This is a genomic window from Stenotrophomonas sp. 71799_Sma (assembly GCF_056482505.1).
Genome location: NZ_CM151202.1, coordinates 2,383,669 through 2,408,445 on the forward strand (window position 1 = coordinate 2,383,669; position 24,777 = coordinate 2,408,445).

General features: G+C 62.3%; 25 protein-coding genes. 8 read left to right on the forward strand and 17 right to left on the reverse strand.

The features are described from left to right. Positions 1-210: 210 nt before the first annotated feature. Together ACZK4Z_RS11030 and ACZK4Z_RS11035 are read right to left on the reverse strand one after the other, a co-directional pair. On the reverse strand, positions 211-450 hold the full coding sequence (locus tag ACZK4Z_RS11030; protein WP_146027648.1) for a hypothetical protein: 240 nt from the start codon (positions 448-450) through the stop codon (positions 211-213). 189 nt (positions 451-639) lie between these two features. After that, complete coding sequence (locus ACZK4Z_RS11035) at positions 640-1,776, reverse strand: site-specific integrase (protein WP_017354461.1); 1,137 nt, start codon at positions 1,774-1,776, stop codon at positions 640-642. 123 nt (positions 1,777-1,899) lie between these two features. On the opposite strand from ACZK4Z_RS11035, the gene ACZK4Z_RS11040 reads away from it, so the two are divergent. From ACZK4Z_RS11040 to ACZK4Z_RS11065, 6 genes are all read left to right on the forward strand, one after another. Further along, a complete protein-coding gene (locus ACZK4Z_RS11040) occupies positions 1,900-2,184 on the forward strand; it encodes a hypothetical protein (RefSeq protein ID WP_017354460.1) in 285 nt (94 codons plus the stop codon). Between the two features lie 763 nt (positions 2,185-2,947). Then, positions 2,948-3,151 carry a hypothetical protein gene (locus tag ACZK4Z_RS11045; protein WP_076738464.1) on the forward strand — a complete coding sequence of 68 codons (204 nt, stop codon included), beginning with the start codon at positions 2,948-2,950 and terminating at the stop codon, positions 3,149-3,151. 137 nt (positions 3,152-3,288) lie between these two features. Continuing rightward, complete coding sequence (locus ACZK4Z_RS11050) at positions 3,289-3,684, forward strand: hypothetical protein (RefSeq protein WP_024957397.1); 396 nt, start codon at positions 3,289-3,291, stop codon at positions 3,682-3,684. A 73-nt stretch (positions 3,685-3,757) separates the two neighbouring features. Beyond that, positions 3,758-5,062 carry a TolC family protein gene (locus ACZK4Z_RS11055; protein WP_170935783.1) on the forward strand — a complete coding sequence of 435 codons (1,305 nt, stop codon included), beginning with the start codon at positions 3,758-3,760 and terminating at the stop codon, positions 5,060-5,062. Further along, a complete protein-coding gene (locus ACZK4Z_RS11060) occupies positions 5,059-6,573 on the forward strand; it encodes an efflux RND transporter periplasmic adaptor subunit (protein ID WP_197577763.1) in 1,515 nt (504 codons plus the stop codon). The genes ACZK4Z_RS11055 and ACZK4Z_RS11060 overlap by 4 nt, the downstream gene beginning before the upstream one ends. Then, positions 6,570-9,710, forward strand: coding sequence for an efflux RND transporter permease subunit (locus ACZK4Z_RS11065; RefSeq protein WP_197577764.1), 3,141 nt, complete (start codon positions 6,570-6,572; stop codon positions 9,708-9,710). Before ACZK4Z_RS11060 ends, ACZK4Z_RS11065 begins: the two co-directional genes overlap by 4 nt. 104 nt (positions 9,711-9,814) lie before the next feature. On the opposite strand, the gene ACZK4Z_RS11070 is transcribed toward ACZK4Z_RS11065, so the two are convergent. Together ACZK4Z_RS11070 and ACZK4Z_RS11075 are read right to left on the reverse strand one after the other, a co-directional pair. Further along, entirely contained in the window at positions 9,815-10,645 is an 831-nt protein-coding gene (locus ACZK4Z_RS11070; RefSeq protein WP_049452571.1) for a DUF4198 domain-containing protein, read from the reverse strand. 26 nt (positions 10,646-10,671) lie between these two features. Continuing rightward, complete coding sequence (locus tag ACZK4Z_RS11075; RefSeq protein ID WP_229298439.1) at positions 10,672-11,112, reverse strand: TonB-dependent receptor; 441 nt, start codon at positions 11,110-11,112, stop codon at positions 10,672-10,674. On the opposite strand from ACZK4Z_RS11075, the gene ACZK4Z_RS11080 reads away from it, so the two are divergent. After that, entirely contained in the window at positions 11,030-11,236 is a 207-nt protein-coding gene (locus ACZK4Z_RS11080; protein WP_005413410.1) for an arginase family protein, read from the forward strand. The two genes, ACZK4Z_RS11075 and ACZK4Z_RS11080, sit on opposite strands and share 83 nt — an antisense overlap. A 29-nt stretch (positions 11,237-11,265) precedes the next feature. Here ACZK4Z_RS11080 and ACZK4Z_RS11085 read toward each other — a convergent pair whose 3' ends face one another. From ACZK4Z_RS11085 to ACZK4Z_RS11140, 12 genes are all read right to left on the reverse strand, one after another. Beyond that, positions 11,266-11,817, reverse strand: a complete 552-nt coding sequence (locus ACZK4Z_RS11085) for a DUF305 domain-containing protein (protein ID WP_031269107.1) — start codon at positions 11,815-11,817, stop codon at positions 11,266-11,268. Between the two features lie 74 nt (positions 11,818-11,891). After that, a complete protein-coding gene (locus ACZK4Z_RS11090) occupies positions 11,892-14,330 on the reverse strand; it encodes a heavy metal translocating P-type ATPase (RefSeq protein WP_330469523.1) in 2,439 nt (812 codons plus the stop codon). 439 nt (positions 14,331-14,769) lie between these two features. Continuing rightward, positions 14,770-15,699: a copper homeostasis membrane protein CopD gene (gene copD, locus ACZK4Z_RS11095; RefSeq protein WP_017354978.1), complete on the reverse strand. Its 930-nt coding sequence runs from the start codon at positions 15,697-15,699 to the stop codon at positions 14,770-14,772. Positions 15,700-15,709: 10 nt separating this feature from the next. Next, positions 15,710-16,093, reverse strand: a complete 384-nt coding sequence (gene copC, locus ACZK4Z_RS11100) for a copper homeostasis periplasmic binding protein CopC (RefSeq protein WP_005413416.1) — start codon at positions 16,091-16,093, stop codon at positions 15,710-15,712. Positions 16,094-16,271: 178 nt separating this feature from the next. After that, on the reverse strand, positions 16,272-16,622 hold the full coding sequence (locus tag ACZK4Z_RS11105) for a four-helix bundle copper-binding protein (RefSeq protein ID WP_012480213.1): 351 nt from the start codon (positions 16,620-16,622) through the stop codon (positions 16,272-16,274). Between the two features lie 70 nt (positions 16,623-16,692). Next, on the reverse strand, positions 16,693-17,217 hold the full coding sequence (locus ACZK4Z_RS11110) for a DUF411 domain-containing protein (protein ID WP_024957403.1): 525 nt from the start codon (positions 17,215-17,217) through the stop codon (positions 16,693-16,695). Between the two features lie 14 nt (positions 17,218-17,231). Beyond that, positions 17,232-17,741, reverse strand: coding sequence for a nuclear transport factor 2 family protein (locus ACZK4Z_RS11115; protein ID WP_031269112.1), 510 nt, complete (start codon positions 17,739-17,741; stop codon positions 17,232-17,234). A 19-nt stretch (positions 17,742-17,760) separates the two neighbouring features. Next, the gene (locus ACZK4Z_RS11120; RefSeq protein ID WP_012480216.1) at positions 17,761-18,531 is read right to left on the reverse strand and encodes a c-type cytochrome; all 771 of its coding nucleotides are present in this window, start codon (positions 18,529-18,531) and stop codon (positions 17,761-17,763) included. A 12-nt stretch (positions 18,532-18,543) separates the two neighbouring features. After that, positions 18,544-19,812, reverse strand: a complete 1,269-nt coding sequence (locus ACZK4Z_RS11125) for a copper-binding protein CopB (protein ID WP_005413421.1) — start codon at positions 19,810-19,812, stop codon at positions 18,544-18,546. After that, the gene (locus ACZK4Z_RS11130; protein WP_012480217.1) at positions 19,809-21,677 is read right to left on the reverse strand and encodes a copper resistance system multicopper oxidase; all 1,869 of its coding nucleotides are present in this window, start codon (positions 21,675-21,677) and stop codon (positions 19,809-19,811) included. Before ACZK4Z_RS11130 ends, ACZK4Z_RS11125 begins: the two co-directional genes overlap by 4 nt. A 113-nt stretch (positions 21,678-21,790) precedes the next feature. Continuing rightward, positions 21,791-22,210 carry a transcriptional regulator CopL gene (gene copL / locus ACZK4Z_RS11135; protein ID WP_076738343.1) on the reverse strand — a complete coding sequence of 140 codons (420 nt, stop codon included), beginning with the start codon at positions 22,208-22,210 and terminating at the stop codon, positions 21,791-21,793. A 174-nt stretch (positions 22,211-22,384) separates the two neighbouring features. Then, positions 22,385-22,735: a helix-turn-helix domain-containing protein gene (locus ACZK4Z_RS11140; protein ID WP_197577765.1), complete on the reverse strand. Its 351-nt coding sequence runs from the start codon at positions 22,733-22,735 to the stop codon at positions 22,385-22,387. Positions 22,736-22,864: 129 nt separating this feature from the next. Here ACZK4Z_RS11140 and ACZK4Z_RS11145 point away from each other — a divergent pair, with 129 nt between their 5' ends. Beyond that, positions 22,865-23,623: a hypothetical protein gene (locus tag ACZK4Z_RS11145; protein WP_478451532.1), complete on the forward strand. Its 759-nt coding sequence runs from the start codon at positions 22,865-22,867 to the stop codon at positions 23,621-23,623. Between the two features lie 20 nt (positions 23,624-23,643). On the opposite strand, the gene ACZK4Z_RS11150 is transcribed toward ACZK4Z_RS11145, so the two are convergent. Further along, positions 23,644-24,696, reverse strand: coding sequence for a DNA-binding protein (locus ACZK4Z_RS11150; RefSeq protein ID WP_024956871.1), 1,053 nt, complete (start codon positions 24,694-24,696; stop codon positions 23,644-23,646). Positions 24,697-24,777: the final 81 nt, after the last annotated feature.

The window sequence follows — 24,777 nt, forward strand, 5'->3', positions numbered from 1 at the left end:
GCATTGTGAATCGAAGTATATCCGTCGTCGATCACATCGGTCACTCGCACGGACGCGAGAACGGCTGTTCAGCCCATGGCTGACATTTGTCCGTAGGAGCTGATCGGACGCATGTGGCCGCAGGCGGACATCAACGGAACAAAGGGGGGGGGCAGGGGGAATTATCGGGGGTGAAGCATGGCAGCTGTCGGCCCGAAACGGAGGCTCGACTTACACCTTCCAGACTTTGCTAATCACGGGCACATCAGCTTTATCGAGTCTAGGGAGATAGGCAATCAGTTTGTAGCCGCCAGGTCGAAAGTGGTCGAGACGAAGCTCCGCTTCTGCTTGCAATCTGGTGCCGTCCGGACCTTCGACCATGACCGCATAAACGGGATTCTTCTTGCCATGCGAGAGCGGCAAATCGGACGGCAGGGTCGAGTGGCCATTGCCTTTCGCACCGCCAAGCATCGCAGGATCTTTGGTGTAGCCGCGCGCGATTTACTGGAGACGGCCGACTCAAGCATCGGGCACAGATCACCCGATCTCCGTGACGTGAGGGCCGACTGCGACGGGAGATCATCAGAGACCGACAGTGATAGATCGCAGCGAAGCCGCGACGATCAAAGGATACTTCTACTAGTTTGACCGCACGATTGCCTAGGACTCAGCGCTCGTCGTGTCTCCATACCGCCCTATGGGGCGCTCGGCACTTGACCTTGCGGCAGCTTCCAGCATTCGAGCCGCCGGATTCGTTTCGGCCGCACCGGCCTGATAGTAGCCGATGACACTGACCACCGATCGGTGATCGGTCATTGCCATAATGGCTGGCAGGGCAATTCCTTGCCTAGCACCTTCCGTTACGAAACCCGATCGTAGGCTGTGACCGCCAAAGCTCCCCACCAATCCGGCAGCGCGGGCGCGATTCTGGATGATGGTGGCCACCGACTTGGGTGACAAGCCGGCCCCAACTTTCCCGCGTGTCAATTGGCGGAAGAGGGCACCCTCCTGCAGTCCAGCCGCTTCGATCCAGGTGCGAAGCGCTTCGGCCGGTGGACCTAACAAGGGCTTGTCCGGCGAGCCGCCTGCTTTGACGCCCTCCTGAAGCGTTTTGCCGACGTCCAGGTGGTAGAGGTAGCCGCCGTCGATCGGCGCAAGCTTGCTCAAGACGGCATGGGCCGTCTCGCTCCGACGGCGCCCACCACTGGCGAAGGCGAAGTAGAGCAGGGCACGATCACGTTTCCCAACAAGATCGTCCTCACAGGTCGCAATCATCGCCATCAATTCGGTCGCAGTGATCGCCGTCTTCTTGCTCGGCCGCTCGCCGCGCTTATGTGCGGCGCGACGGCCCTTGGCCAGCAGCTGCCGAACCTCGCTGCTTTCGCAGGGATTGGCCAGCTTGAGCAATTGATGGGCGCTGGAGAGCACCGCAACGCGGTGGACGATGGTCGACAGCTTGAGCGGTCCTTGGCGCTGCTTGAATTTGCCTTCCACCAAAAGCGCATCCAGTGTCGGCGGCAGCTCCCAGGTCAGGGCATCGCCTGAGCGCCGGGCCAGATGATCGATGATGAACTGGATCACGCAAGACGCGTCGACCGGCATGGCGATGACCGCTCCGTAGCGGCCTTGGTACCAGGCCGCCCAGTAGCGCAAGGCGGTGGCGTAACTGCGCGTGGTGTTGGCCGAGGCCGCTTCGGCGAAGACTTCGCGCACCGCGTCCGCCGAGGACTGCGAGAGCTGCGCCACAGTCGGATTGGCAGGAGCCGCGGTGGTCAGAGCTGGAAGAAGGTCGCTCATAAGTGGTTGAAAGTAGGGATTAAAAATAGCCTGAGTTCCGATAAATATATCTTATCGGAACCGTATATGTCGCACTTACTAAGATCACGGAGACACGTTCGGTGTCAGTCTCGAAGGATCGAAATGGCCGTCTATGTTGTCACCTGGAATTTGAACCGAGAAGCCAACTACGACGCAAAGAGGACTGCGTTCCTCAAGCACCTGGAGCGCTACCAGAACGTAGCAGATCCTGATCTGGAGTCGGTCCGCTGGGTGTCCGGGGATATGAGCGCTCACGATCTATCTGCCGATCTTCAACAGAAGCTCGATAAGAATGACGGGATTTTTGTATCCCAGCTTGTCCGTGGCGAGTACCAAGGCTACCTCAGCAAGGCGACATGGGAATGGATCAGTCAGCGCCTTGACTGACACCGCCGAAGTCCAAGGGGTTCTGACGTGGTTGGGGCTCGGGGACCGCGACACCGGAGCCAGCAAGTGAATTGTTCGCTTGGACTCTTCAAAATTGGAGGGTCCAAGCCGCTGAGCTAGCTCAGAAATGAAGCCGACGGTCATAGCCGTCTCCCAAATTAGATGCTCTCGAAAGCGCGTGGCTGCAACGCCTTGGCAACATCATTGGAGATGCAACAGATTCGCGACGCACCATTGGTGATGCACCAAGATCACAGCGAGTCATTGGGACTGCACGTAGCTCAGCGCATCAATTGCTACAAGTTGCCGCGCAAGCTGCCCCAAATTCGCAGCGCTCAACACCATGCCAACGTAGGAGCCGGGGGCTGGGCAAGAGCCGTGCCAGCCACCCCTGCAGGAGCTTGAACATAATATACATTATGCGAAATCTAATATCCGCCAAATATGGGCCTTTGTCGGCTCAGCGTGGCAATGGCTGGGCCTCTGGATCGGCTCTTGCCTGCTGACTGCCACAACGGAAACGCCCCAGATCCCACAGCTGTCCGCCCGTACTTCCCCACAAGGACGCCCGCGATTTCCAGATCTCCCCCAAAGATGCCCTTGATTCCTGGATCCGCACCTAAGACGCCCTCGATTTCTGGCTCCACATCCAGCTCGCCCTTGAGTTCCCAACTGCGCACCTGATCGGTCAGAGCTTGTTGTTCATCGCAAACACTCTTAGTGTGCCACCTGTGGTCACTGTGTCCGAACGGTCACCCAAGCCATTCAGGCCCTTGACCCCCACGCCCAGGTGGACGTCGATCTGGGCAGTGGCGTGGTCAAGATCGAGGGCCTGCTTGCCGTAGAACAGGCGGTTGAGGCTATCCAGCGGCAAGGCTATGTGATCGCTGCGGTGCTCCCTTCTGAGGCTGGTACGCCGGCCGCCCCGGCCGTCGCATCCTCCTGCTGCGGCGGATGCCACCGCTGAGTCCGCGCGAGGGCTTGATCCTGATCAATGACAGTCGGCCCCAAGAGGGCTAGACTGGCCATCATGAGAGCTCGCACGTCCCCTGCCCTGATCTGCCCAGCGTCCGCAGGCGCTGCTTCGGGCGTGCGGGAGCTGTCATGGTGAGGCTGCTGAGGCGATGGCGGCGACCCCGTTCTCGTGCCCGACTGGCATGGCTGGGACTGTGGGCGCTGCTGCTGCAGCAACTCGCGCTGGTGGCTTACGCCTGTCCGCTGGAATCGGTGGAAGCTGGACAAGCGACCCTGATGGTCGGTTGCAAAGAGATGTCCACGCCGGATCCCGATGCTCCGGCGTTGTGCGACCAGCATTGCCAGCGCGATCACATCGCCACGGCCGATGCGAAGGCCCCTCAAGTGCCTTACCAGCCCGCGCTGGCCGCCTTCGCGCTGGTGCAGGCTCTGTTGCCACCGGTACACGCGCAGTTCTATCGGGATGTTCCGGTGTGCGTGTCCGATCCGCCTCCCCTGCAGCGCTTCTGTAGCCTGCTGATTTAAGCCCCCTCCTGGATTGACCCGTGCTCGTGCTGCATGCGTTGCAGCGCGCTCGTTGTCGTTTCCCGGAGGTCTTATGGAGATGTCTTTCTTCTTGCGTGCAAGGCGCAAGATGGCGTGTGGGTTCGTGTTTGCCCTGGCGCTCAGTGGTCCTGTGCTGGCGGCATCGCCCGCTATCCCGATCAGCTACACAGAAGCCCTACAACGGGCGCTTGCTAACGCCCCAACCCTGCAGGTGCGCCGATCTCAGATCGATGCCAGTACCGAAGAAGCCGCGCGTGCTGGCGCGCTTCCCGACCCACGTTTGATCGTGGGGCTGGCGAACTGGCCCGTCAGCGGACCCGATGCCTTCAGCTTGCGGGCCGATGAGATGACCACCCAGCAAATCGGTCTGATGCAGGAGTTTCCTGCGCGTGCGAAACGACGTGCCGAGCACGCGTTGGCGCAAGCGACGCTGGCGCAAGCGCGCTCACTGTCGATGGCCGAACAGCAGATGGTGGCCCAAGCGGCCGCGCTGGCCTGGATCGAGCTGTGGAGTACGCAGCAAGCCGTAGATGCGTTGGAAGGTCTGCGCGAGCCGGCCCGTATAGCCGAGCGTGCGGCGCGTGCTCGCTTGGCAGGCGGCACGGCCGGGGCCAGTGATGTGCTTGCCGCCCAGGCCGCCCTACTGCAGTTGGACAATCGCCTGGAGCAGGTACATGCGGAGCACGCCGCCGCGCAGGCCGGCCTGGCGCGGTGGTTGGGTATTGCACCAGAGGCGATCTTGGCCAGTGGTGCGGCACCGGATTTTTCGCAGTTGCCATTGGAGCCCACCCAACTGCTGGCCAAACTGGACCAACACACGCCACTACTGGGCTGGGAGGCACGCGAGAGCTTAGCCCAGGCCCAGGTGGATGCGGCCGTGGCCGAAACCCGCCCGGATTGGAGTGTGGAGCTCACCTACGGACGTCGCGAGCGCGCACCCGACGGCATGGCGCGCAGCGACATGCTCATGGTGGAAGTGGGTGTGGGCCTGCCGCTGTTCCAGAAGAACCGCCAAGCACGAGGCATCGCGGCACGGCGGGCCGAGCTGGAGGCGGTGTCCGCAGAGCGCGATGAGGCCCGGCGCATCCAAGCCGAGTCGGTGCAACGCGCGATAGCGCGATGGCGCGGGTTAACCGGCCAGTTGGAGCGCCAGAACACGCAGAGCCTGCCTTTGGCGCGCGATCGTGCACGCACGGCGTTGGCCGCCTACGGCGCCGGTGCCGACCTGCAGCCGTGGCTGGAAGCGCGGCGCGATGAGATCGAATTGCACCTGGAGAACGCCCGTCTGCTGGGCGAACAGGGCCGTGCCTGGGCGGCACTGGCCTATCTGCTACCCCATGAGGAGAACACGCCATGAGCCCGTCCAAGACGCGTCTCACACAGCTCGCCGTGGCCCTCGGGTTGCTGGCGCTCGGCTTTGCCGGCGGCTACGCCTGGATGACTCGAACCTCTGATACCACCCCGCCCCCCGGCACGAGCGTCGCAGATCAAGCACGCAAGGTGCTGTACTGGTACGACCCCATGGCGCCGGAGCAGCGATTCGACAAGCCGGGCAAATCTCCGTTCATGGATATGGAGTTGCTGCCCAAATACGCAGATGAGGCCATAGGGGGCGGAACGCAGATCGATCCGCGCCTGCAGCAGAACGTGGGCATACGCACTCAGGAAGTGACGGTAGAGTTACTAGGGACTGCCGTACGCGTGCCGGGCACACTGACGTGGGATCTGACCCAGGAAAGCGTGATCAGTGCGCGCATGGAAGGCTTGATCACCCACGTGCAGGTAAAGGCGCCGTTTACCGAGGTTCGTCGTGGTCAAACGCTGGCCACCGTGCAGGCCCCGGCATGGAACGCGGCCATCGCCGAAGCACATGCCCTGAGCCAAGCTCAGTCCGCGGGCGCGCGTGAGCTGCAGGGTGCGGCGCAACAACGGTTGCGTTCGTTGGGTGTTCCTTCTGGCGCCTCGGCCAGAAGTGGCGTCGTGCTTAGCGCAGATCACAGTGGTGTCGTGACCGAGATCCTGGCACGCGAGGGACAGACGGTGATGCCCGGTACGCCACTGTTCAAGATCAATGGGCTGGACACGTTGTGGCTGGAGGCCTCGGTACCCCAGGCAGCGCTGGGCACCTTGCGGCCGGGGACCTCAGTGCAGGCCACGGTCAGTGCCTGGCCGGCAGAGCGCTTTGCCGGACAGATCCAGGCGTTGCTTCCCCAGGTCGACATGGCTAGTCGCACGCAGCGGGCGCGAATTGTGCTGCGCAACCCGCAGCGTCGGCTGGTGCCGGGCATGTTCGCCGAGGTTCTGGTGCAGCCCGACGCCGAGCAGGCCCTGCCAGTCGTTCCCACGGAGGCGCTGATCGCCACCGGGCGGGACAGCCGGGTCATCGTGCAGGATCCGGACGGGAGCTTCCGGCCAGTGCGGGTGAGTGTGGGACGTAGCGTGCAAGGGCGCACGCAAATCGTGGCAGGCTTGGCCGGTGGTGAACGCGTGGTCGTCTCGGGTCAGTTCTTGCTCGACTCCGAAGCCAGTCTCTCCGGTGCGTTGGAGCGCCTGGGTGCTGCACAACCGACACGCCCTGCCAGCGCATCAGGTGTGCACGAGCGCCATGACGCCGGGCACGAACCACGCACTGTCGTGCCGTCACCGTCCAGACAGCCGGCGCCTGTCGCGCCAGACACCTCCACCTCTACGCCGCCGCGCTGCCCGGTGCAGTACTGGTATGACCCGATGGTGCCGGAGAAGCATTTCGACAAGCCGGGCAAGTCACCGTTCATGGATATGCAGTTGGTACCCAAGTTCGGCCCCGCCGCAGCCGCTGATTGCCAGGCAAGCGAGGTCATGTCCGAAGCGATGGAGGGCACACCATGATCGCGCGCCTGATCCATGCTTGCATCGCCAATCGCGTGCTGGTGCTGGTTGCCGCCGCGCTGCTGGCGGTGGTCGGTATCTGGTCGGTAAAGAACACGCCGCTGGATGCGCTGCCGGACCTGTCCGATACCCAGGTCATCATCCGCACGCAATGGGCGGGGCAAACCCCGCGCATCATCGAAGACCAGGTCACCTACCCGTTGGCCACCACGATGTTGTCCGTGCCGGGCGTGAAGGCGGTACGCGGCTTCTCCTTCTTCGGTGATTCATTCGTCTACATCCTGTTTGACGATGCCACTGATCTTTACTGGGCGCGCTCTCGAGTGCTCGAGTACTTGAGCCAGGTACGCGATCGACTTCCGCCGAATGTGAATCCGGCGCTGGGTCCTGATGCGACAGGACTGGGCTGGATCTACCAGTACGCCTTGGTGGATCGGACAGGTCAACGTGATGTGGGGCAGCTGCGTGCGTTGCAGGACTGGTTTCTTCGTTATGAGCTAAAAACCGTGCCGGACGTGGCTGAAGTAGCCAGTGTGGGCGGTGCGGTGCGCGCCTGGCAGATCCAGCCCGATCCGCAGGCGTTGGCGGCCCGTGGACTGACGGTGGCCGAGCTCATCGAGGCGGTGGATGCGGCCAACGGCGCTACCGGGGGCTCGGTGATCGAACAAGGCGAAGCCGAACTGATGGTGCGCAGCGAAGGCTACCTGCGCACACAGGAGGCGTTCGAACAGGTGCCGGTAACCGGCAACGACGGCATCCCCGTCCTGCTCGGCGAGGTGGCCACGATCAGTCGCGGGCCGGTCTTCCGTCGTGGTATCGCAGAGTTGGATGGTCAAGGTGAGGTGGCCGGCGGCGTGATCGTCCTGCGGACCGGCAAGGATGCCTTGGGGGCCATTCGGAACGTCAAAGCGCGACTGCAGGCGTTGCAATCCAGCTTGCCCGAGGGCGTGGAAGTGGTGCCGGTGTACGACCGCTCCGAGCTGATCCAGGATGCGGTACGCAACCTCACCCACAAGCTTGGCGAAGAGTTTCTGGTCGTAGCGCTGGTATGCCTGCTGTTCCTGTGGCACCTACGCTCGGCGTTGGTGGCCGTCATCACCCTGCCTTTGGGTATCCTGGCGGCCTTCATCGTGATGCACGCCCAGGGGATCTCCGCCAACTTGCTGTCATTAGGCGGCATCGCCATCGCCATTGGTGCGATGGTCGATGCAGCGGTGGTGATGATCGAAAATGCACACAAGCATCTGGAGCACTGGCGGGAGGCGCACGGCCGGGAACCTCAGGGTGAGGAGCGCTGGCAGCTGATGGCCCGCTCGGCGGCCGAGGTCGGACCGGCCGTGTTCGCCAGCTTGCTGGTCATCACCCTGTCTTTCGTGCCGGTTTTTGCCCTGCAGGCGCAGGAAGGGCGATTGTTCTCGCCTCTGGCCTACACCAAGACCTACGCGATGGCCGCCGCAGCAGGGTTGTCGGTGACCTTGATCCCCGTCTTGATGGGCTACCTGATCCGCGGCCGCATCCGCCCGGAACAGCAGAACCCCATCAATCGCATCCTGATCGCTGGCTATCGGCCCATCCTGCTGTGGGTCCTCAAACATCCCGGTGTCACCTTGCTGCTCAGCGGCCTGCTGCTAGTGCTCACCTTGATCCCCTTTAGCCGGTTGGGCAGTGAGTTCATGCCGCCCTTGGAAGAAGGCAGCCTGTTGTACATGCCCACGGCCCTGCCCGGCCTGTCCGCCGACAAGGCCCGTCAGTTGCTCCAGCTCTCGGGCCGGATGATCAAGACCGTACCGGAGGTTGAGCACGTGTTCGGCAAGGCGGGCCGTGCCGAAAGTGCGACCGATCCGGCACCGATCGAAATGTTTGAGACCACCGTGACCTTCAAGCCGCGGGATCAATGGCGCCCGGGCATGACCCCCCAGAAGCTACGCCAGGAGTTGGACGCAGCGGTCAAGATTCCCGGTCTGACCAACCTATGGGTCCCGCCCATTCGCAATCGCATCGATATGTTGGCCACCGGCATCAAGAGCCCGATTGGGATCAAGGTCTCCGGACCCGATGTGGAGCAGATCGAGCGCCTGAGCCAGCAGATCGAGCAGGTGGCCAAGACTGTGCCCGGCGTGAGTTCGGCACTGGCCGAACGCGTCACGGGTGGGCGCTATGTCGATGTACAGGTGCGCCCGGAAATCGCTGCACGTTACGGATTCACTCAAGGCCAACTCCAGCAACTGATTGCCACGGTCGTTGGCGGTGATCCAATCGGGGAAACGATCGAGGGGCGCGAACGCTATCCCATCGTCTTGCGCTACCCCCGTGGCCAGCGTGACTCGTTGCAGGCCTTGCAGGATCTGCCGCTGATCGCGCCAGGCGGTGTGCAACTGACCTTGAGCCAGGTGGCGGAGCTGTCAATCAGCCCAGGCCCGCCGATGCTCAAGAGCGATAACGGCCGGTTGGTGGGCTACATCTACGTGGATGTGGCCGATCGCGACTTGGGATCGGTGGTCCAGGACCTGCAAGCCGCGGTGCAGACCCAGGTGAGTTTGCCTGCCGGCTATGGTCTGGCGTGGTCGGGGCAGTACGAGTATCTGCAACGGGCTTTGGCACGCCTGCAATGGGTGGTGCCCGCGGCGTTGGCGATCATCTTCCTGGTCATCTGGATGGTGTTTCGCCGGCTTAGCGATGTATCCATCATCCTGCTCAGCTTGCCCTTGGCGTTGGTGGGCGGTTTCTGGTTGATCTGGGGGCTGGGCCATGCGATTTCGGTGGCCAGCATGATCGGATTCATCGCCCTGGGCGGCGTTGCGGCTGAGTTCGGCGTCATCATGCTGCTGTACCTGCGTCATGCCTGGGAGCAGCGCTTGGCCAGCGGTGCGCCGGAAGATGTGTCTACCCTGCAAGAGGCTATCTACGAAGGCGCCGTGCAACGGGTGCGCCCGAAGGCGATGACGGTAGCCGTCATCCTGGCCGGGTTGTTTCCGCTTTTCGTCGGTGCCGGTGCCGGCTCGGAGGTCATGCAACGTATCGCCGCGCCGATGCTGGGTGGCATGCTCACCGCACCGGTGCTCTCTATGGTGGTGATTCCCGCAGCGTTCTATCTAGTGCGGCGACGTGGATTGCGCGCGGCGCGGGGCGACCAATGAGAGACAGACTGAGCACTTGAGGTAAGTCCCCACAAAAAGACGCCAGTCATGGAAGAAGTCATGACTGGCGTCAAAGGGGAGAGTACCGCCTACATGCTTACTTATCAGTGCCCGGCGTGCGGGGAAATCTCAAAGCTCAGCGACGCCCGATCCGACACAAAATCCAAACCCTTTTGTGTAGAGGGCACCATGTGATTGGTGTGGATGTACCAGGTCTTGGCGGTGGTCACCTGGAAACTGGCTTGGCCTTGGGCATCGGTGCGCAGGAGCGTAGCGCTACCGTGCCCACCCTTGACCGGTGCGTCAGCACGATGACCGACGTACACGCGTAGGTTGGGCACTGGCGTGCCCTGCTGCAGCACCTGGAACGACAGCTGTTCGCCGACCTTCACGCTTCCAGGATTGCGGGCCAAGCGGATCTCCAGCGGATAGCCCAGCGAGGCAGCGAAATCGTCGGTCAGTTTTGTGCCCACCTGTCCAATGGTACGAGCATGCTTGGTATAGCTATAGGTGACCCCTTTGGGAAACTTGCTCGCATCATAGGTGGCCAGGGTATCGGGCAAGTCTTCCAACTCCAGGTACTTGCCGAACTCGCTGGCCGTACGCGTGCTGGTGGAGGCCATCGTCGAGACCCCCAGCAGATAGGTGCCCTCGCCCGCCGGATGCACGGTGAGCTGGCTCTGCTTGCCGACCTCTTTCCAACTGGCCAAGTCCGGTGCAGCCTTAGCGCCGCCCTGACTCAGCGAAACGTCCTGTAGACGCGCTCGGGTGACTGCACCTGCACTTTCATCGAAGGTGCCATTGTTCACCAACGCTGTGTTCGCCTCGCCCGCTGCGGTGCCAGGCTTGGAGAAAGCGACAAACAGGTCGTGCGCACCGGCACTGCCGGCCACAGCGAACAGCAGTAGTGTGGCGGATAGTTGCGTGTTTCTCATGATGTGTAGCTCCTCGTGATCGTGGCTTACCAGTGGTAACCAAAGCGGACGTTCCAGCGACGACCCAGCAAGTCGTACGTCATGGTGTCGGTGTCGGTGTTGGGGTTGTTCTTCACGAACGGCGCCTTCTTATCGAGCACTTTTTCAACGCCGGCGGAGATATCCCATTTCTTCTTGATGCCGTAGCTCAGTTGCAGGCTGTGGTACACCACGCTGGACACATGCGAGCCGATCGTGTCGGGCACGGCGATGATGTCGTCCGCGCTGCCGATGTACTGCGCCGAATAGACGCCGGTCCAACGGTTCTTGCCCATACGCAGTGAGCCCAAGCCACGCCACTGGGTGTAGCTACCCAAGCCGCTGGTGATCTTGCCGGCGTACTCAATGGTGGTGGCCCCGGGCGTGAGCGCCCCCAACCCACGCGGGGTGAGTCTGGAGGTCCTGGAAGCCCTGCTGGATCTGGTCATGGCCTCGGGCAAGGTACGTGTGGTCGACGTGGCGGAACTGTGTCCGCCCCTGGATCCGGATCAAGCCACCGCACGTGTGGCCGCGCGTTTGATCCACCGAATGGTCAGTGCGCAGGCTCAGTGAAGTGATATCGGCTGGCAAAAGGCAGTGAGCTAATGGGAACGCTCAGCCAGCAACTGCTTCATTTGCGCGATCTCCTGTGTCTGCGAGGTAATAATGTCCTGGCAGAGCTTCACCAACTCAGGATCCTTCAGACGATTCTCCTCACACATCAGGATGGCGCCAGCGTGGTGGGGAATCATCGAACGGATGAACTGCTTGTCAGTGACCGCTGCTTGAGTGCGAATGCCCCACCAGCAGAACAGCATGAACGCCACCGTCAGACCAGCCAGAATCAGATTGCGTCGGCGATCGGGGTACATGCTGGACATTAGCCACAGCTCGATCAGCAGCATGGGAGCGGCCATCAGGCCCGCCATGTAGAACTGGTTCACGTTGTTATAGACGTTAGCCCACTGATCAACCATTGCGTACATCAATGCGTACATGGCCACGAAAGACAGGCCCATCATCAACAACAGGCGGCCGTAATGGCCTTGATGCCCTTGTTGTGCCTGGTGGGCAGGTTGGTGTGAGGCGTGCGGTTTTGCGTGCTGGGACTGCGGGTCTTGCGCGTTTTCGTGCGTACCGTGCGAAGAGGACATAACAATCTCCGTGGGAATGGCAGAACGGCGGAAGAACCCGGGAACTGTTGGAACAGCTCCCGGGCTGAGAACACTTACATACCCTTGCCGGCAGCGAATTCCTGCGGGCTCAGCTTGCCATCTTTGTTGCTATCGAGCATGCCAAAGTGCGGCGCCAGCTTGTGCTTGGCCAGTTCTTCCTTGGACAGCGAGCCGTCCTTGTTGGCATCGAGCTTGGTGAAATCGGCATCGGCCGCCGCCGGCTTGTGCTGACCGTGGTCGGTGGTGGGCGTGGTGGTCTGGCCGCCGGCGAAGGCCGCGCCCGCCATCAGGAACAAGGCCATCATCGAGAGGGAGGCATAACGCTTCATTGCAGTACTCCTTGTGGGATATGAGCCATCAGTGACAGGAATGGCCGCGCGCAGGCTCATCGGCGCGGTCAGGGTGGGGGTGGCAACAACGGTGGAGCCGGACAAACGCAGGGCATTGGTGACCACCGAAACCGAGCTCAGGCTCATGGCCAGGGCCGCCATCATCGGACTGAGCAAAAGGCCGAAGCTGGGATACAGCAAGCCGGCGGCGATAGGCACGCCGATGGCGTTGTAGACGAAGGCGAAGCCCAGGTTCTGCTTCATATTGGCCACCGTCAAAGACGAGATGGCACGGGCTTGCACGATGCGCCTCAAATCACCCTTGACCAGGGTGAGCTGGGCGCTGGACATGGCCACATCCGTGCCCGTCCCCATCGCGATGCCCACATCGGCTGCCGCCAGGGCCGGCGCATCGTTGATGCCATCGCCAGCCATGGCCACGCGACGACCCTGGGCTTTGAGTTGCTGGACCAGGTCGGCCTTGTCCTGCGGCTTGACGCCACCACGCACATCCTCGATGCCCAGCGTGCGCCCCACGGCCTCGGCCGTCGCCTGTGCGTCACCGGAGGCCATCACCACGTGCAGGCCATCGGCACGTAGCAGGTTCAAGGCAGGCAAGGTCGTGGCTTTGATGGGATCAGCCACCGCAATGGCGCCGGCCAACCGACCATTGACCGCCAGGAACATCACGCTAGCGCCTTCTTTCCGAAGACGCTCGGCGCTGCTTTGCAAAGGTGCTACATCGGCGCCAACCGACGCCATCAGGCTTTGGTTGCCGAGCACGACATCCTGATCGGACACGCGCCCGCGGACGCCTTGGCCGGTGAGCGAATCAAAATCTTGGGCGGCCACCAGGTTCAAGCCACGTCGCTGGGCTTCAGCCACGATGGCCTCGGCCAAGGGGTGCTCACTGCCCTGCTCCAAGCTGCCGGCCAAACAAAGGATCTGATCGGCGTCGAAGCCGGCGTTGGAGAGCGTGTCGCGAAAGGCTGGACGCCCCTCGGTCAACGTACCGGTCTTGTCCACGATCAACGTGTCGATCAGACGTAGCTGCTCGATCGCCTGAGCATCGCGGAACAGGACCCCGACCTGCGCAGCGCGGCCAGTGGCGACCATGATCGACATGGGGGTAGCCAAACCCAAGGCACACGGGCAAGCAATGATCAGAACCGATACGGCATTGAGGACGGCAAAGGTCCAGGACGGTTCGGGTCCAAACAGACCCCATCCGAAGAACGTGAGCACCGCCGTGGCCAGCACGGCCAGGACAAACCAGTACGCCACCTTGTCCGCCATACGCTGCATCGGCGCGCGGGAGCGCTGGGCTTGGGCTACCAACTGCACAATCTGCGCCAGTACCGTCCCGGATCCGACTTTGTCCGCCCGGATGACTAAGGCGCCCGTCCCGTTGAGCGTGGCGCCTATAACGTGATCACCGACAGCCTTCTCCACCGGAATGGGTTCACCGGTCAGCATCGACTCATCGACACTGGCGCGGCCTTCGATGACTTCCCCATCGACCGGCACCTTCTCGCCCGGTCGTACGCGAAGCAGATCACCCACGTGCACGTGATCCAGCGCAACGTCCTCTTCGCCCCCATCGGGTTTGACGCGGCGAGCCGTCTTGGGCGCCAATCCCAGCAGGGACTTGATGGCCGCCGAGGTTTTGGAACGCGCCCGCAGTTCCAGCAGCTGTCCGAGCAGGGTGAGCGAGACGATGACCGCTGCCGCCTCGAAGTAGACCCCTACCCGTCCATGCTCGCGGAAAGAGTCCGGAAACAGGTCCGGTGCCACGGTGGCCACCACGCTGTAGCCAAACGCGGCGGCCACGCCGATGCCGATCAGCGTCCACATGTTGGGGCTGCGATTGCCGATGGACTGTAGGCAGCGCTCAAAGAAAGGCCACCCCGCCCAGAGCACCACCGGGGCGCTCAGCACGAGCTCAATCCAGGTGCGCGCCTGCGTGGACAAGCCGGGCAGACGGTGTCCCAGCATGGCCAAGACCAGGACGATCAACGTCAAAGGCAACGTCCACCAGAACCTTCGGGTGAAATCGCGTAACTCTGGATTGTCGTCCTCCTCCAGCGAGGGCATCTCCGGCTCCAGCGCCATGCCGCAGATCGGACAGGTGCCGGGACCTGGCTGACGAATCTGCGGATGCATCGGGCAGGTGTAGACCGTGGCGTGGGTACCGCTGGGTTGGGCCACCGCTGCTGGGGCGGTCACTTCAACTTGCTGGGGAGCATCGTCCGTATAGCGGACGGGATTGGTGATGACCCGTCCATCCGCAGCCTCGACAGGGGCTGCGCCTGCAGAATGGTGATGGTCATGGGACGACGGTGAGTTCATGCCGATGCTCGCTTTAGTGGGGATGGACTGCCAAGGCAGTGTGCCATTGCGGGTTACACAGCTATTCGGGGCTGAGCGTCCCGAGCACTGAAACAACAATCAGGATCAAGATGGCCAGCGCGGCCTCAGCCGTAACACTCTGCCGCAAAGCCCGCACCTCCTGCGCGGGATCTCCGCTGGTCAGCGCTCGTTCCAAGCGCGGCACCAGCGTCCAATGGACTGCCAAGGCAGTGTGCCATTGCGGGTTACACAGCTATTCGGGGCTGAGCGTCCCGAGCACTGAAACAACAATCAGGATCAAGATGGCCAGCGCGGCCTCAGCCGTAACACTCTGCCGCAAAGCCCGCACCTCCTGCGCGGGATCTCCGCTGGTCAGCGCTCGTTCCAAGCGCGGCACCAGCGTCCATCGGTGCAGCGCTCCCAAACCCAGCATTCCAGCGAACAGGGCCAGTTTGAAAAGCAGCAACTTCCCGTAGGTGCTCTGGAACAGGGCCGAAAACGACCACGCGGTGAGATCCCCGTAGTGCGCGATGCCGGACACGATGAGCGCACCAACGAAGATCGTTCCCAGCGTCGAAAAACCATGCAGAAAGTCATGCGTTGATCGCAGACGCCCGCTGCCGTTCGTCTCTTTGCCGCGCAGCAGCATGGCAAGGAACATCAGGACCGCTGCGATCCAGCCGCCTGCCGCGAGAAGATGGACGATGCCTGCAGCAAGCCGGACCGCGCCTGCCAAGCCCTCGCCAGCGGCGGCGTGGCCGTTCCATGCCAGCGAAGCGAGTGCGCCGCCCGCCAGCATCGCCCCCAGCGGGAAGGCGGTCTCCACCTTCCCGCGGCGACGATGCCATCCGAGCACGAACATCAGGGCGACCAGCAGCGCGCCTCTCGCCATGGCTGCCCGGCCCGCGGACGTCTCGAGCAGATACCAGCCAAGCGATGCGCGATCAACCTCGGCAAGCGGCATTCCCATGATGCCCGCGGTCTTGAAGACGACATCGAGCCCGGTGAGCACGAGACCGGCTACGGCACCCGCCAATAGAACGCCCATGAGTGACCACCCGGCCAAGGCGTCGGCGAGTGCCGATCGACGCGACCCGTACCAACCGAAGAGTGGAACCCCGAAAAGAACCATGATGACAAGGTATTCCAAGAATCTCAGTGCATAAGCCGACAGGTCGAACATTCGCGACTCCTCAGCGCACCGTGAAGCTGAAGCTGCCCGGCATGGGGTGGTTGTCACCACCGACGGCGCGGTATTCCACGGTATAGACGCCCGGAGCCAGCGGTCCAGGCAACTTGGCACGCAGGGTCTTGCCGTTGTTGACGATCTCGGTCGTGAAATTCTCGATCGGCATGGTGGAACTGCCGTGCTTCATGAGCAACTTGAGACGCGACGCCCGCGGAATCAATGTCTCGTTGAACACGAGATCGATCTGGCCTGGCGAGGCCACCACCGCATTTGCCGCCGGTGTGGACTGCTGCAGCGCGGCGTGGGCGTGCGCGACCTGCAGCGAAAACTGCCCGGCCGCGATTGCGAGGACGAGCGCGAAGGAGCGAATGACGTTGGACGACTTCATATGGATAAATCCTCATTGGAATGTGATGCAAAGCCCGTTCGGGAGGGGCCGCGCTGTGTTCGATGCGACAAGCGTTAGATGTCGGACTGTCACTGAAACCACGATTTGTCGGATTTTCTTGATACTTCCGCTTTCGCGAGACGAGGATCCCACCGGCTCAGGCGGGATCCTCGACGCATTACGCTGCCATGGCGCTGCAGCTTTCCGCGCAGCGGCGACAAACTTCGGCGCAGCGCGTCATCTCAGGGTCGTTCATGGCGTCGCATGCATCGGCGCACTGGCGGCAGATCTCCGCGCAGGCACCGCAAACCACGTCGTGAACGCTGGCACCGCGCAGCATCGCGTCGGCACTGGTTGCGCAGGTATCGGCACACGTCGCCAACAGGGCGATGTGCTCCGGGGCCGCGTGAACACCTCCTTTGGTCAGGCAGTAGTTGATGGTCTCCAGGCAGATCGCATGGCATTGCGTGCAGTTGTCGATGCACTCGTTCATGGCCTGGGGCCGGTGTGCTGCGGAATGGTGAGTCATGTAGTTCTCCTTCTTCCTCGCGGGCGAGAATCGGCGCGCCCGCAACACCGTCCCCTGTTGCTGCGACGGATCAGTGCTGTGCGAACGGTTCAGTGGTTCCGTCGCGATGGATCAGCTCGACCGTGAACGGCTGCTGGCGTCCCTCCGGGACCTCCATGCCCGGAGAACCAAGCGGCATCCCTGGGAGGACCAGGCCGCGTGCGTTCGGCTTTTCTTCGAGGAGACGCTTGATGTCCGCGGCCGGAACGTGGCCTTCGATGACGTATCCGCCGATCTCGGCCGTGTGGCAGGAGCCCTTTGCATAGGGGACACCCAACCGCTCCTTGACCAGACCCAGGTCATCCATGTCGTGCGCATCCACGGTGAATCCCGCCTTCTGCACGTGGTCGATCCAGACACCGCAGCACCCGCAGGTCGGGGTCTTGTGGACGGTCATGCGTGGCAGGGCTGCTGGAGTCGCGTCGGCTGATTGGACGACAACCTGTGCGGAGGGCGAGGTTGTGGGTTGCGCGGATGAAGCATCCTGGGTGCAAGCACCCAGACCAGCCACGGCAAGGACCACAAAAGTCAGACGGTGCAATGTGAGCGTAGTCATTTCAATCTCTCGACTCAGCGCTTGGTCCGCGAGGACCAGTGGATGTGGACGATCCGCCAGCCGTCCGCGGTCTCCTTCAGCACCATCGTCTCGTCGCTCTGGACGGTCAGTGGCTGGCCGTCCTTCTGGGCATGCAACTCGCTTTCGGTTCCGACCCACGCGAACTCGCCAGCGGCTCGTGCGCGCTGACGGAGCAGCTGGCGATGGGCGCCCTTGAGGAACGCCGCATCGCTGACTGCGTGATGGCCCATGTATTCCTCGCGGCTGCGTTCGGCGCCCCCGGACTCGAGGATGAGAACGTCGGCAGCGAGCAGGGCTTCGACCGTGGCCAGATCGCCGCTAGACAGGGCCCTGTTGAAACGCTCCGCTACGGCGACCGCGGCCTCTGCAGTGACTGGGACGTCGACGTCCGCAGATGCCGCGGCAGCGGGGTGATGTGCGTGCGGCTGTGTCGCCTGCGCCATTGCGGGGGACACGACGGCCAGTGCCAGTGCGAGGGTGAACGAGATTGCTGTTGCGTTCATTGCGTGGGCTCCAAGGAGATCAATGGGTGTGCGCATGGCCGTCATCGGCCACGGGCGTGTGTGGTGCAGGGTGCGACTCCACCTTGCCGTCGGGATGGCCGTGGCTCACCAACCCGACTTCCGTGTCGCTGGGTGTCGGGCCGTGGTGATCGTCGTCCACGCCCGGCGGGTGCGCATGCGGCATGGAGTTGTTGCCCGGCTCGAATAAGGCAGGGTGATCCTCGGCCTTTTCGTCGTCATGGTGGCCTTGCGTCTCGCCGCCGCCATGCGAATGGCCCTCGCTGCTGTCGACAAGTTCCTTGTACGCAGTCGCGTCCAGCGTGGGCAACTTCTGCAGGAAGGCCGACATGTTCCATATGAACTCATCGTCCATGCTGCCGCCCCAAGCGGGCATGCCGCTGGCCTTGATGCCGTGCTTGATCACCCAGAACGCCTCAGCTGGAGCGACCGGCTGTTTGCTTAGGTTCGGTGGCGCGGGGTACAGGCCCTTGCTCATCTCGGTGGCCGCCGCGTCTGGTGAAAGATGGCAGGTCACGCACATGGCGTTGTAGTTGCCCGCACCCTGGCGGATACGCTCAGGATCATCAAGGTTCGTGGGTAGCTGAAGCTTGGCGGCGCGCACCTCAATGGAACGCTCGCGCGCCGTTTCAAGTAGCGCATACACCGGGCGACTATGCGGATCGTCGGCGGCCACGTTGTACACGCCCAGAGAGACCGTGGCGGTTGCGACCACCGCAACCAATGCCACGCCGGCACCGAGCCATACCCACATCTTTTTGTTGGATTTCATTGTCAGTTCCCCTTAGAACCAGGTACGAAGGCCGATGACCAAGCGCGTGTCTTCAAAGGACTCGCCATGCTCGCGTCGCATGTCTGCGGTATTGCCAAACGCGCGCTCGTACACCACGCCGATGTAGGGAGCGAACTTTCGGGTGAACTCATAGCGAAGTCGTAGCCCCGCCTCAGCGGCACTCAGACCCGAACCTATCCCGCGCAATGGATCGTTCTTGCCATAGGCGGTGACTTCCACCAGCGGCTGCAAGATCAGCCGGTTGGTTAGCAGCAATTCGTACTCGGCCTCGACATTGGCGGCAGTCTGGCCCCCTTCGCCGAGATAGGCTGTGGCGGACACTTCGAACTTCATCGGCGCCAAGCCCTGCACACCGATAGCGGCGAAGTTCTGCGATGCCCCAGGCTTGAAGTCATGCCGCACACCGGCCACCACATCCCACCACGTGGAGATACTGCGGCCGTAAAGCACTTCCAGATCAGCCGACTCGGTCTGACCATCCGTGCGTTCGCCTTCACTGCGGAGCCAGACGCGATTGAGGTCCGTACCGATCCAGCCCTGGCCCTCCCAGCCCAGCCCGGTGCCCGGATCGGCATCCCAGGTTTCCAGGCGATTGAGCAGCACGTAGCTCTTGATCGAGTTGTCATGCACCGGATGCGCGTGTTCCGGCGCGATGGCCGCCTTGCGATCCGCGTCCGTCACCGCGGGAATCGGGGTGCGCGGCTGCGTTGGCGCTGCAGGCCCGTGTCCCATCTGACTGTGGTCCATGCCCTCCATCGATTGCATTCCCGCTTCTGGTGTAGCGGGCGCGGGCGAATCATGGCCCATCTGCGAATGGTCCATCCCCTGCATCGCAGGCGTGGCCGTGCCGGAGGTGTCGGCTGCAGCGGGCTGTGCCATCTGACTGTGATCCATGCCCTGCATCGACTGCGCCTGCGCTGTGGGCGCCGCAGGTGTGCTCGCGGGCGAGCCGTGCCCCATCTGCGAATGGTCCATGCCCTGCATGGCAGGCTCGGCTGCGTTAGCCTGCGGCTCGGCGTGGCCCATCGCCGCATGATCGATCGTCGCTTCGCTCGTCTTGGCCGGTGTTGCAGGCTTTTGGGCTGGCGCAGGTTTTGATGTCGGTGCCTGATGTGCAGAGTGATCCTGAGTCTGGGTCTGCGCGCCCTGCTCCATCTGCATGGAGCCGTGCTGCATAGATTGGGCGCTGGCCGCATTGGCCAGGGCCAGCGAGATAGCCGTCAGCGCAGTCAGGGTGGTATCGCGTCTATTGATGTTCATTCGTCGACCCTCACCGTGCGCATCATTCCGGCTTCCATGTGATAAAGCAGGTGGCAATGGAACGCCCAGCTGCCCAACGCATCGGCACGCACGCGATACGTGCGTCGGCTACCTGGCGGCATATCCACCGTGTGCTTGCGCACCATGAAGTTGCCGTTGTCGTCCTCCACGTCACTCCACATGCCGTGCAAATGGATGGGATGGGTCATCATCGTGTCGTTAACCAATACGATGCGCATACGCTCGCCGTAGTTCAGCCGCAGCGGCTCGACATCGGAAAACTTCTGACCGTTGAAGCCCCAGGAGAATTTCTCCATGTGTCCGGTCAGATGCAGCTCGATCTCGCGACCGGGGTCGCGTCCGTCAGGGTCTTCAAAGGTGCTCTTGAGCATGGAATACGTCAGCACATGACGGCCGTTATCGCGCAGGCCATTGCCCGGATCATCCAAGCGCGAACTCACGCTCATGGCTTGGTTGTCCAACAGGGGATTGTTGGTCTCGCTAGCAGGGTGTGATTGCATGCCCCCGTGCTGCATGCCTGCCATGGCACCATCGCCGGCGGCGGGCATCGCATGGCCTGCATGGGCCGAGGTCGCGTTACCGCTGACAGGTGGGGTCATGCCAGGCATGCCCATGGCCGCACCACAGCCGCCTTCCATGCCCTTGCTGCCGCCAGACATATCCATCGACCCATGATCCATGCCCATGTCTGCCATCGTCAGCAGCGGCCGGGGATCCACAGACGGAACGGGCGCGCGTAATCCTTCGCGCACAGCGAGCGTGCCGCTGATGTAGCCGGTGCGACCGGAGTCTTGGGCAAAGATGGTGAATGCGTCCTGCCCGGAGGGCTCCACGATCACATCGAAGGTTTCTGCTACCGCGATGCGGAACTCGTCGACGGAAACCGGATGGACATACAAGCCATCTGCCGCCACCACGGTCATCTTCAGCCCCGGAATACGCACATCGAAGTACGTCATGGCAGAGCCATTGATGAAACGCAGGCGCACCTTCTCGCCACTGCGGAACAAACCGGTCCAGTTGCCCAGTGAGGTCGTGCCGTTCATCAGGTAGGTGTAGGTGTTGGCGTTGACGTCGGACAGGTCCGTGGGCGTCATCCGCATCACGCCCCACATCTTGCGATCTTCCAACGTGGCCGACAGGCCGTTGCGCTTCACATCGCGCGCAAAATCGCCGACCGTGCGCTTGTAGTAATTGTCATGGCCCGGCATCTTCTTCAAACGATCGAACAGGGCCGTCGGGTCCAGGTCTGTCCAATCGCTCAGCATCACGACGTAGTCGCGATCGAAACTGAAGGGCTCCGGCTCCAATGGGTCGATGACGATCGGGCCATAGAGCCCGGCTTGTTCCTGGAACCCTGAGTGGCTGTGGTACCAGTAGGTTCCGCCCTGATGCAGGGTGAACCGGTAGTGGTAGGTCTCACCACGTCCGATACCGTCAAAGCTCAGACCCGGCACGCCGTCCATGTTGGCCGGCAAAATGATGCCGTGCCAATGGATGGAGGTGTCCGCGCCATGGATGGAGTTAGCGGGCAATGCATTAGAGACGCGCAAGTTGACCGTGGTGCCTTCCCGCCACCGCAGCAACGGCGCCGGAACGGACCCGTTGACCGTGATCGCGGTGCGGGTCTTGCCGGTGAAGTTCATCGGCGTCTCGCCAATGGTCAGGTCAAACTCAGTGCCCGATAGTACGTTGGGTTGTCCCGGCCCCTTGAGCGCCCAACTGGCTTTGGGCCAGAAACCTAATCCTGCGACTGCGCCTCCCAAGGCCAAGCCTTGGACAAATCGCCGCCGCGAAGGCAGCAGGGGTCCACCGCGTGGACCACGAAAATCATCATGCGACATGAAAATGCTCCAAGCGTCGTGTTGCCACCGGCGGGCGGTGGTACAGAGCGGGCGGCTGGCCTAAACAGGCATGCAAGCCACACCAACGGCGCCATTGCGGCGCCTAGGGACGCTTAGCCGATCGGTGGTCGGATCAGATGAGGCAAGGCAGGTGCCGCATGCCCTAGGGGCAGCGGCATGACATCCAGGCCCAAGGCCAGTTGCACCGAAACATGCAGGCGCGCAGGAAGTGCGCTCGCGCAAGCGTGTACGCAGGCGCACCGGCACGCAGAAGACTTGCAACAGTCGGGACCGGCATGGTCGCCATGCCCAGTGCCAGCCTTTTCAATCGATGTGGCATCGGGATGATGCTCAGCACTGTGATGGGCGAAGCAGTCTTCGTCGACTTGCACCGCGGCAGCCACTTCGCTGGCCTGCTCTTCCATGACCGGGTTCATACTGACGGACGCAAACGCCGACCACGCGCCGTTAAGCACGAGCATGGTGATCAGGAACAGTCGCAGTAGAAGTGAGGAGGCTGACACGGGCGACATGGTATATCACTTTAGACAAGGCGCGTGTGTATCGGTCGTGAACAAAATCTCAAGTAAGCCTGAGATGTCGCGACTTGTCAGTCGCACTAGCCGCGGACACTGCAGCTCCCTCCAGAAGCGCCCAAAGGGCGGGTTGAGGCGAAGAGTTGCCCATAGGGCGAGCGCTTGTTCGGTTTACTTCTCGGGCGTGGCCTCGATCAGCTTCACCAACTCGCGCTTCTGCTGCTTGCTTAGCGAGCCCCAGCGCAGGAGCAACTTGGCCAGCAGATCATCGTCGGTGTAAAGGAAGGCGGCGGGGATCCCCAACGCTTGGGCCAACCGCTCAGCAATCTCCAGCATGGGCTCGTGCTTGCCACGCTCGTACTGGTTGATTCGGGGGCTGGCCACGTGAGGATCCAGACCGGCCCGGATGCCCAACTCCTTCTGCGACAAACCCGTGTGCAGGCGGGCTTGTTTGAGGCGTCGAGCGAAGGTCGGTGTTGAGTCGACGGACAAAGTCACGCGCGCACCCCATAGAGACCCCATAAGGATGGCGGATGTACCCTGCCTTGCATACTAAGATATTCTTAGCTTTGAGGCAACCGGCGACACCGGTAGCGCCGCCCCCCCCCCCCCCCCCAGGAGCCACGCCGCTCCCTCATCCCCGGAAACCGCATGCCCGGAACCTCGTCAATGACGCCATCTGGGGTCGCCAGCATCGAGGAGTTGGGCCTTCGTGGCACCCTTTTCCTAGCCGCACTGTTAGCCGCGCAGCTACGACGCCTACCGGTGGCGCCCACACGCCGCTCCACCTTGCTGGTGCTGGACACGCTGCGAGACTTGGCCTTGATCCAAGTTCCCTGGCCAGCGGATCGATGGCAGATCCGCCCCGATGCCGAGGTCACGCCCATCGAAGATCTGCAATGGGCTTTCGCCTGGTCTACCCACGAGCGCAGGCACCTGCTCCCGGTGCTGGAAGACCAACTCGGCGATATGGCACACGATGTAGACTTGGCGGACGCGAAACTGGAGCTGTGGGATGAACTTGCACTCTGGGAGACCGAGCAGTTTCTGGAGCAGCAATTGCTCAAACATCACTTCGACCTAGGCTGGGCACGTGATGTGGGGTTCGTCTTTCAATCCGGACCGCGGGGCTTGCCGATCGCGCGGTGGCGTTACTGCTGCTGGGCGGCGGTACGCCAAGGTGCCTCGGTGGCGATGCGTCTTGGCGTGCACGACAGCGCCCATGTGCGGGAAGCCATCTTTCAGGAGGTCCAGAAGCGCCTGCGCTACCTGATGACCAGTTCGCCCGAGCAAGGCATGTTCAAGCCCTATCATTTGGCACCGGAGTCCTCAGTAGCCAAACTGTTTGTAGATTGGGTCGTCCCTATGGAATGGGCGTACTGGACAGGTGAGCGCCACCCCAGCCGCTAGCAGACAAACGAGCAGCCTCGTCAGTCGGCTCCCCCATCTTGCGCATGGCCGCGCCGAGTTTTCTTCACCGCATTTTGTGCTGGCGTCAGTTGATTCAGTAGAGGCTCTAGCGCTTCAAGACGTGCATTGGCACGCAACGCATCGGCTTCAGCGCTCTCGCGGCGCTCACGCTCCCGCGCAAGGGTGTCTTGAACTTGAGCTAGCTCGTTGCGCATGGTATCCAAGGTCTTGGCGTCAGTCTTCCAGCGCTCCTGCAGTGCCAAATAGTCCGTCGCGGTCTGGCGCAACGCCACGACCTCGCTGTGTTGGCCTTCGTGGGCCTGTCGTAGCTGGGCAAGCTCACGCTCAATCCGCCCGTGGCGCTCCAGCCATTGACCATTGTCGCGGTTCAGCACCAACAGCTCCTGATTCTTCGCGCCCAAGGCTTCATTGGCCTGACGTAAGGCTACTTGCAGCTCTTGGACCTGATGCTCGTGACGGCGAAGCTCTTGCTCACGCTGCTCTTTGGTTGAAGTGCGGTAGTGCTCAAGCGCTTCCCGGGCATGGGCATGCTTGTCCTCCAGAGAACGCGTATGCGCCTCATGATCAGCCAGCCGCACCGTCATGCCAGCGATGCGCTCGTTCAACTGGGCGATTTCCGCGATCCTGTCACCTAGATTCTGTTGAAGGAGGGCGTGAGCAGCTTGCTCTTGGTGCAGGCTTGCTTCGGTGCGCTGCAGCCGACTGCTCAAGGCGGCAGCCTCCTCTTGGGCACCGGAAAGCGCCTGTTGCCGACTGTGGAGCTCAGCCTGATGGCGCTCACGCTCCTGGGTGAGGATGGCCTCTGCTTCCTCCTGGAGCCGCGAGGCCAAGCGCGCAACCAAGTCCTGCAAAGCATCACTAACGGCTACCGTCCTCGCCGGACCGCCGCCTTCCTCTCCTTCCAGTTCACGCAAGTAGCGGTGGATCGTGGTCTTGGAGCCCGTGTTGCCCAAGGCCACTCGCACCGCGTCGACTGACGGCTTCTTGCCTTGGGCCAGCAGCGCGTCGCGCGCCTTCTGGATGTCACTCTTATAGAGTCCTGCGCGCGCCATCGTGCCACCTCACTTTATTTCGTAATGTATTACATACCATGTAATTACATACTATTAAAGCAGGTAGACGACCGCTCGTCG

Bases quoted from the DNA above. Each gene is read 5' to 3' on its own strand.
- ACZK4Z_RS11030 (WP_146027648.1), bottom strand. From the start codon at position 450: ATGCTTGGCGGTGCGAAAGGCAATGGCCACTCGACCCTGCCGTCCGAT.
- ACZK4Z_RS11035 (WP_017354461.1), bottom strand. From the start codon at position 1,776: ATGAGCGACCTTCTTCCAGCTCTGACCACCGCGGCTCCTGCCAATCCG.
- ACZK4Z_RS11040 (WP_017354460.1), top strand. From the start codon at position 1,900: ATGGCCGTCTATGTTGTCACCTGGAATTTGAACCGAGAAGCCAACTAC.
- ACZK4Z_RS11050 (WP_024957397.1), top strand. From the start codon at position 3,289: ATGGTGAGGCTGCTGAGGCGATGGCGGCGACCCCGTTCTCGTGCCCGA.
- ACZK4Z_RS11055 (WP_170935783.1), top strand. From the start codon at position 3,758: ATGGAGATGTCTTTCTTCTTGCGTGCAAGGCGCAAGATGGCGTGTGGG.
- ACZK4Z_RS11060 (WP_197577763.1), top strand. From the start codon at position 5,059: ATGAGCCCGTCCAAGACGCGTCTCACACAGCTCGCCGTGGCCCTCGGG.
- ACZK4Z_RS11065 (WP_197577764.1), top strand. From the start codon at position 6,570: ATGATCGCGCGCCTGATCCATGCTTGCATCGCCAATCGCGTGCTGGTG.
- ACZK4Z_RS11070 (WP_049452571.1), bottom strand. From the start codon at position 10,645: ATGAGAAACACGCAACTATCCGCCACACTACTGCTGTTCGCTGTGGCC.
- ACZK4Z_RS11080 (WP_005413410.1), top strand. From the start codon at position 11,030: ATGGTGGTGGCCCCGGGCGTGAGCGCCCCCAACCCACGCGGGGTGAGT.
- ACZK4Z_RS11075 (WP_229298439.1), bottom strand. From the start codon at position 11,112: ATGACCAGATCCAGCAGGGCTTCCAGGACCTCCAGACTCACCCCGCGT.
- ACZK4Z_RS11085 (WP_031269107.1), bottom strand. From the start codon at position 11,817: ATGTCCTCTTCGCACGGTACGCACGAAAACGCGCAAGACCCGCAGTCC.
- ACZK4Z_RS11090 (WP_330469523.1), bottom strand. From the start codon at position 14,330: ATGCATCCGCAGATTCGTCAGCCAGGTCCCGGCACCTGTCCGATCTGC.
- copD (WP_017354978.1), bottom strand. From the start codon at position 15,699: ATGTTCGACCTGTCGGCTTATGCACTGAGATTCTTGGAATACCTTGTC.
- copC (WP_005413416.1), bottom strand. From the start codon at position 16,093: ATGAAGTCGTCCAACGTCATTCGCTCCTTCGCGCTCGTCCTCGCAATC.
- ACZK4Z_RS11105 (WP_012480213.1), bottom strand. From the start codon at position 16,622: ATGACTCACCATTCCGCAGCACACCGGCCCCAGGCCATGAACGAGTGC.
- ACZK4Z_RS11110 (WP_024957403.1), bottom strand. From the start codon at position 17,217: ATGACTACGCTCACATTGCACCGTCTGACTTTTGTGGTCCTTGCCGTG.
- ACZK4Z_RS11115 (WP_031269112.1), bottom strand. From the start codon at position 17,741: ATGAACGCAACAGCAATCTCGTTCACCCTCGCACTGGCACTGGCCGTC.
- ACZK4Z_RS11120 (WP_012480216.1), bottom strand. From the start codon at position 18,531: ATGAAATCCAACAAAAAGATGTGGGTATGGCTCGGTGCCGGCGTGGCA.
- ACZK4Z_RS11125 (WP_005413421.1), bottom strand. From the start codon at position 19,812: ATGAACATCAATAGACGCGATACCACCCTGACTGCGCTGACGGCTATC.
- ACZK4Z_RS11130 (WP_012480217.1), bottom strand. From the start codon at position 21,677: ATGTCGCATGATGATTTTCGTGGTCCACGCGGTGGACCCCTGCTGCCT.
- copL (WP_076738343.1), bottom strand. From the start codon at position 22,210: ATGTCGCCCGTGTCAGCCTCCTCACTTCTACTGCGACTGTTCCTGATC.
- ACZK4Z_RS11140 (WP_197577765.1), bottom strand. From the start codon at position 22,735: ATGGGGTCTCTATGGGGTGCGCGCGTGACTTTGTCCGTCGACTCAACA.
- ACZK4Z_RS11145 (WP_478451532.1), top strand. From the start codon at position 22,865: ATGCCCGGAACCTCGTCAATGACGCCATCTGGGGTCGCCAGCATCGAG.
- ACZK4Z_RS11150 (WP_024956871.1), bottom strand. From the start codon at position 24,696: ATGGCGCGCGCAGGACTCTATAAGAGTGACATCCAGAAGGCGCGCGAC.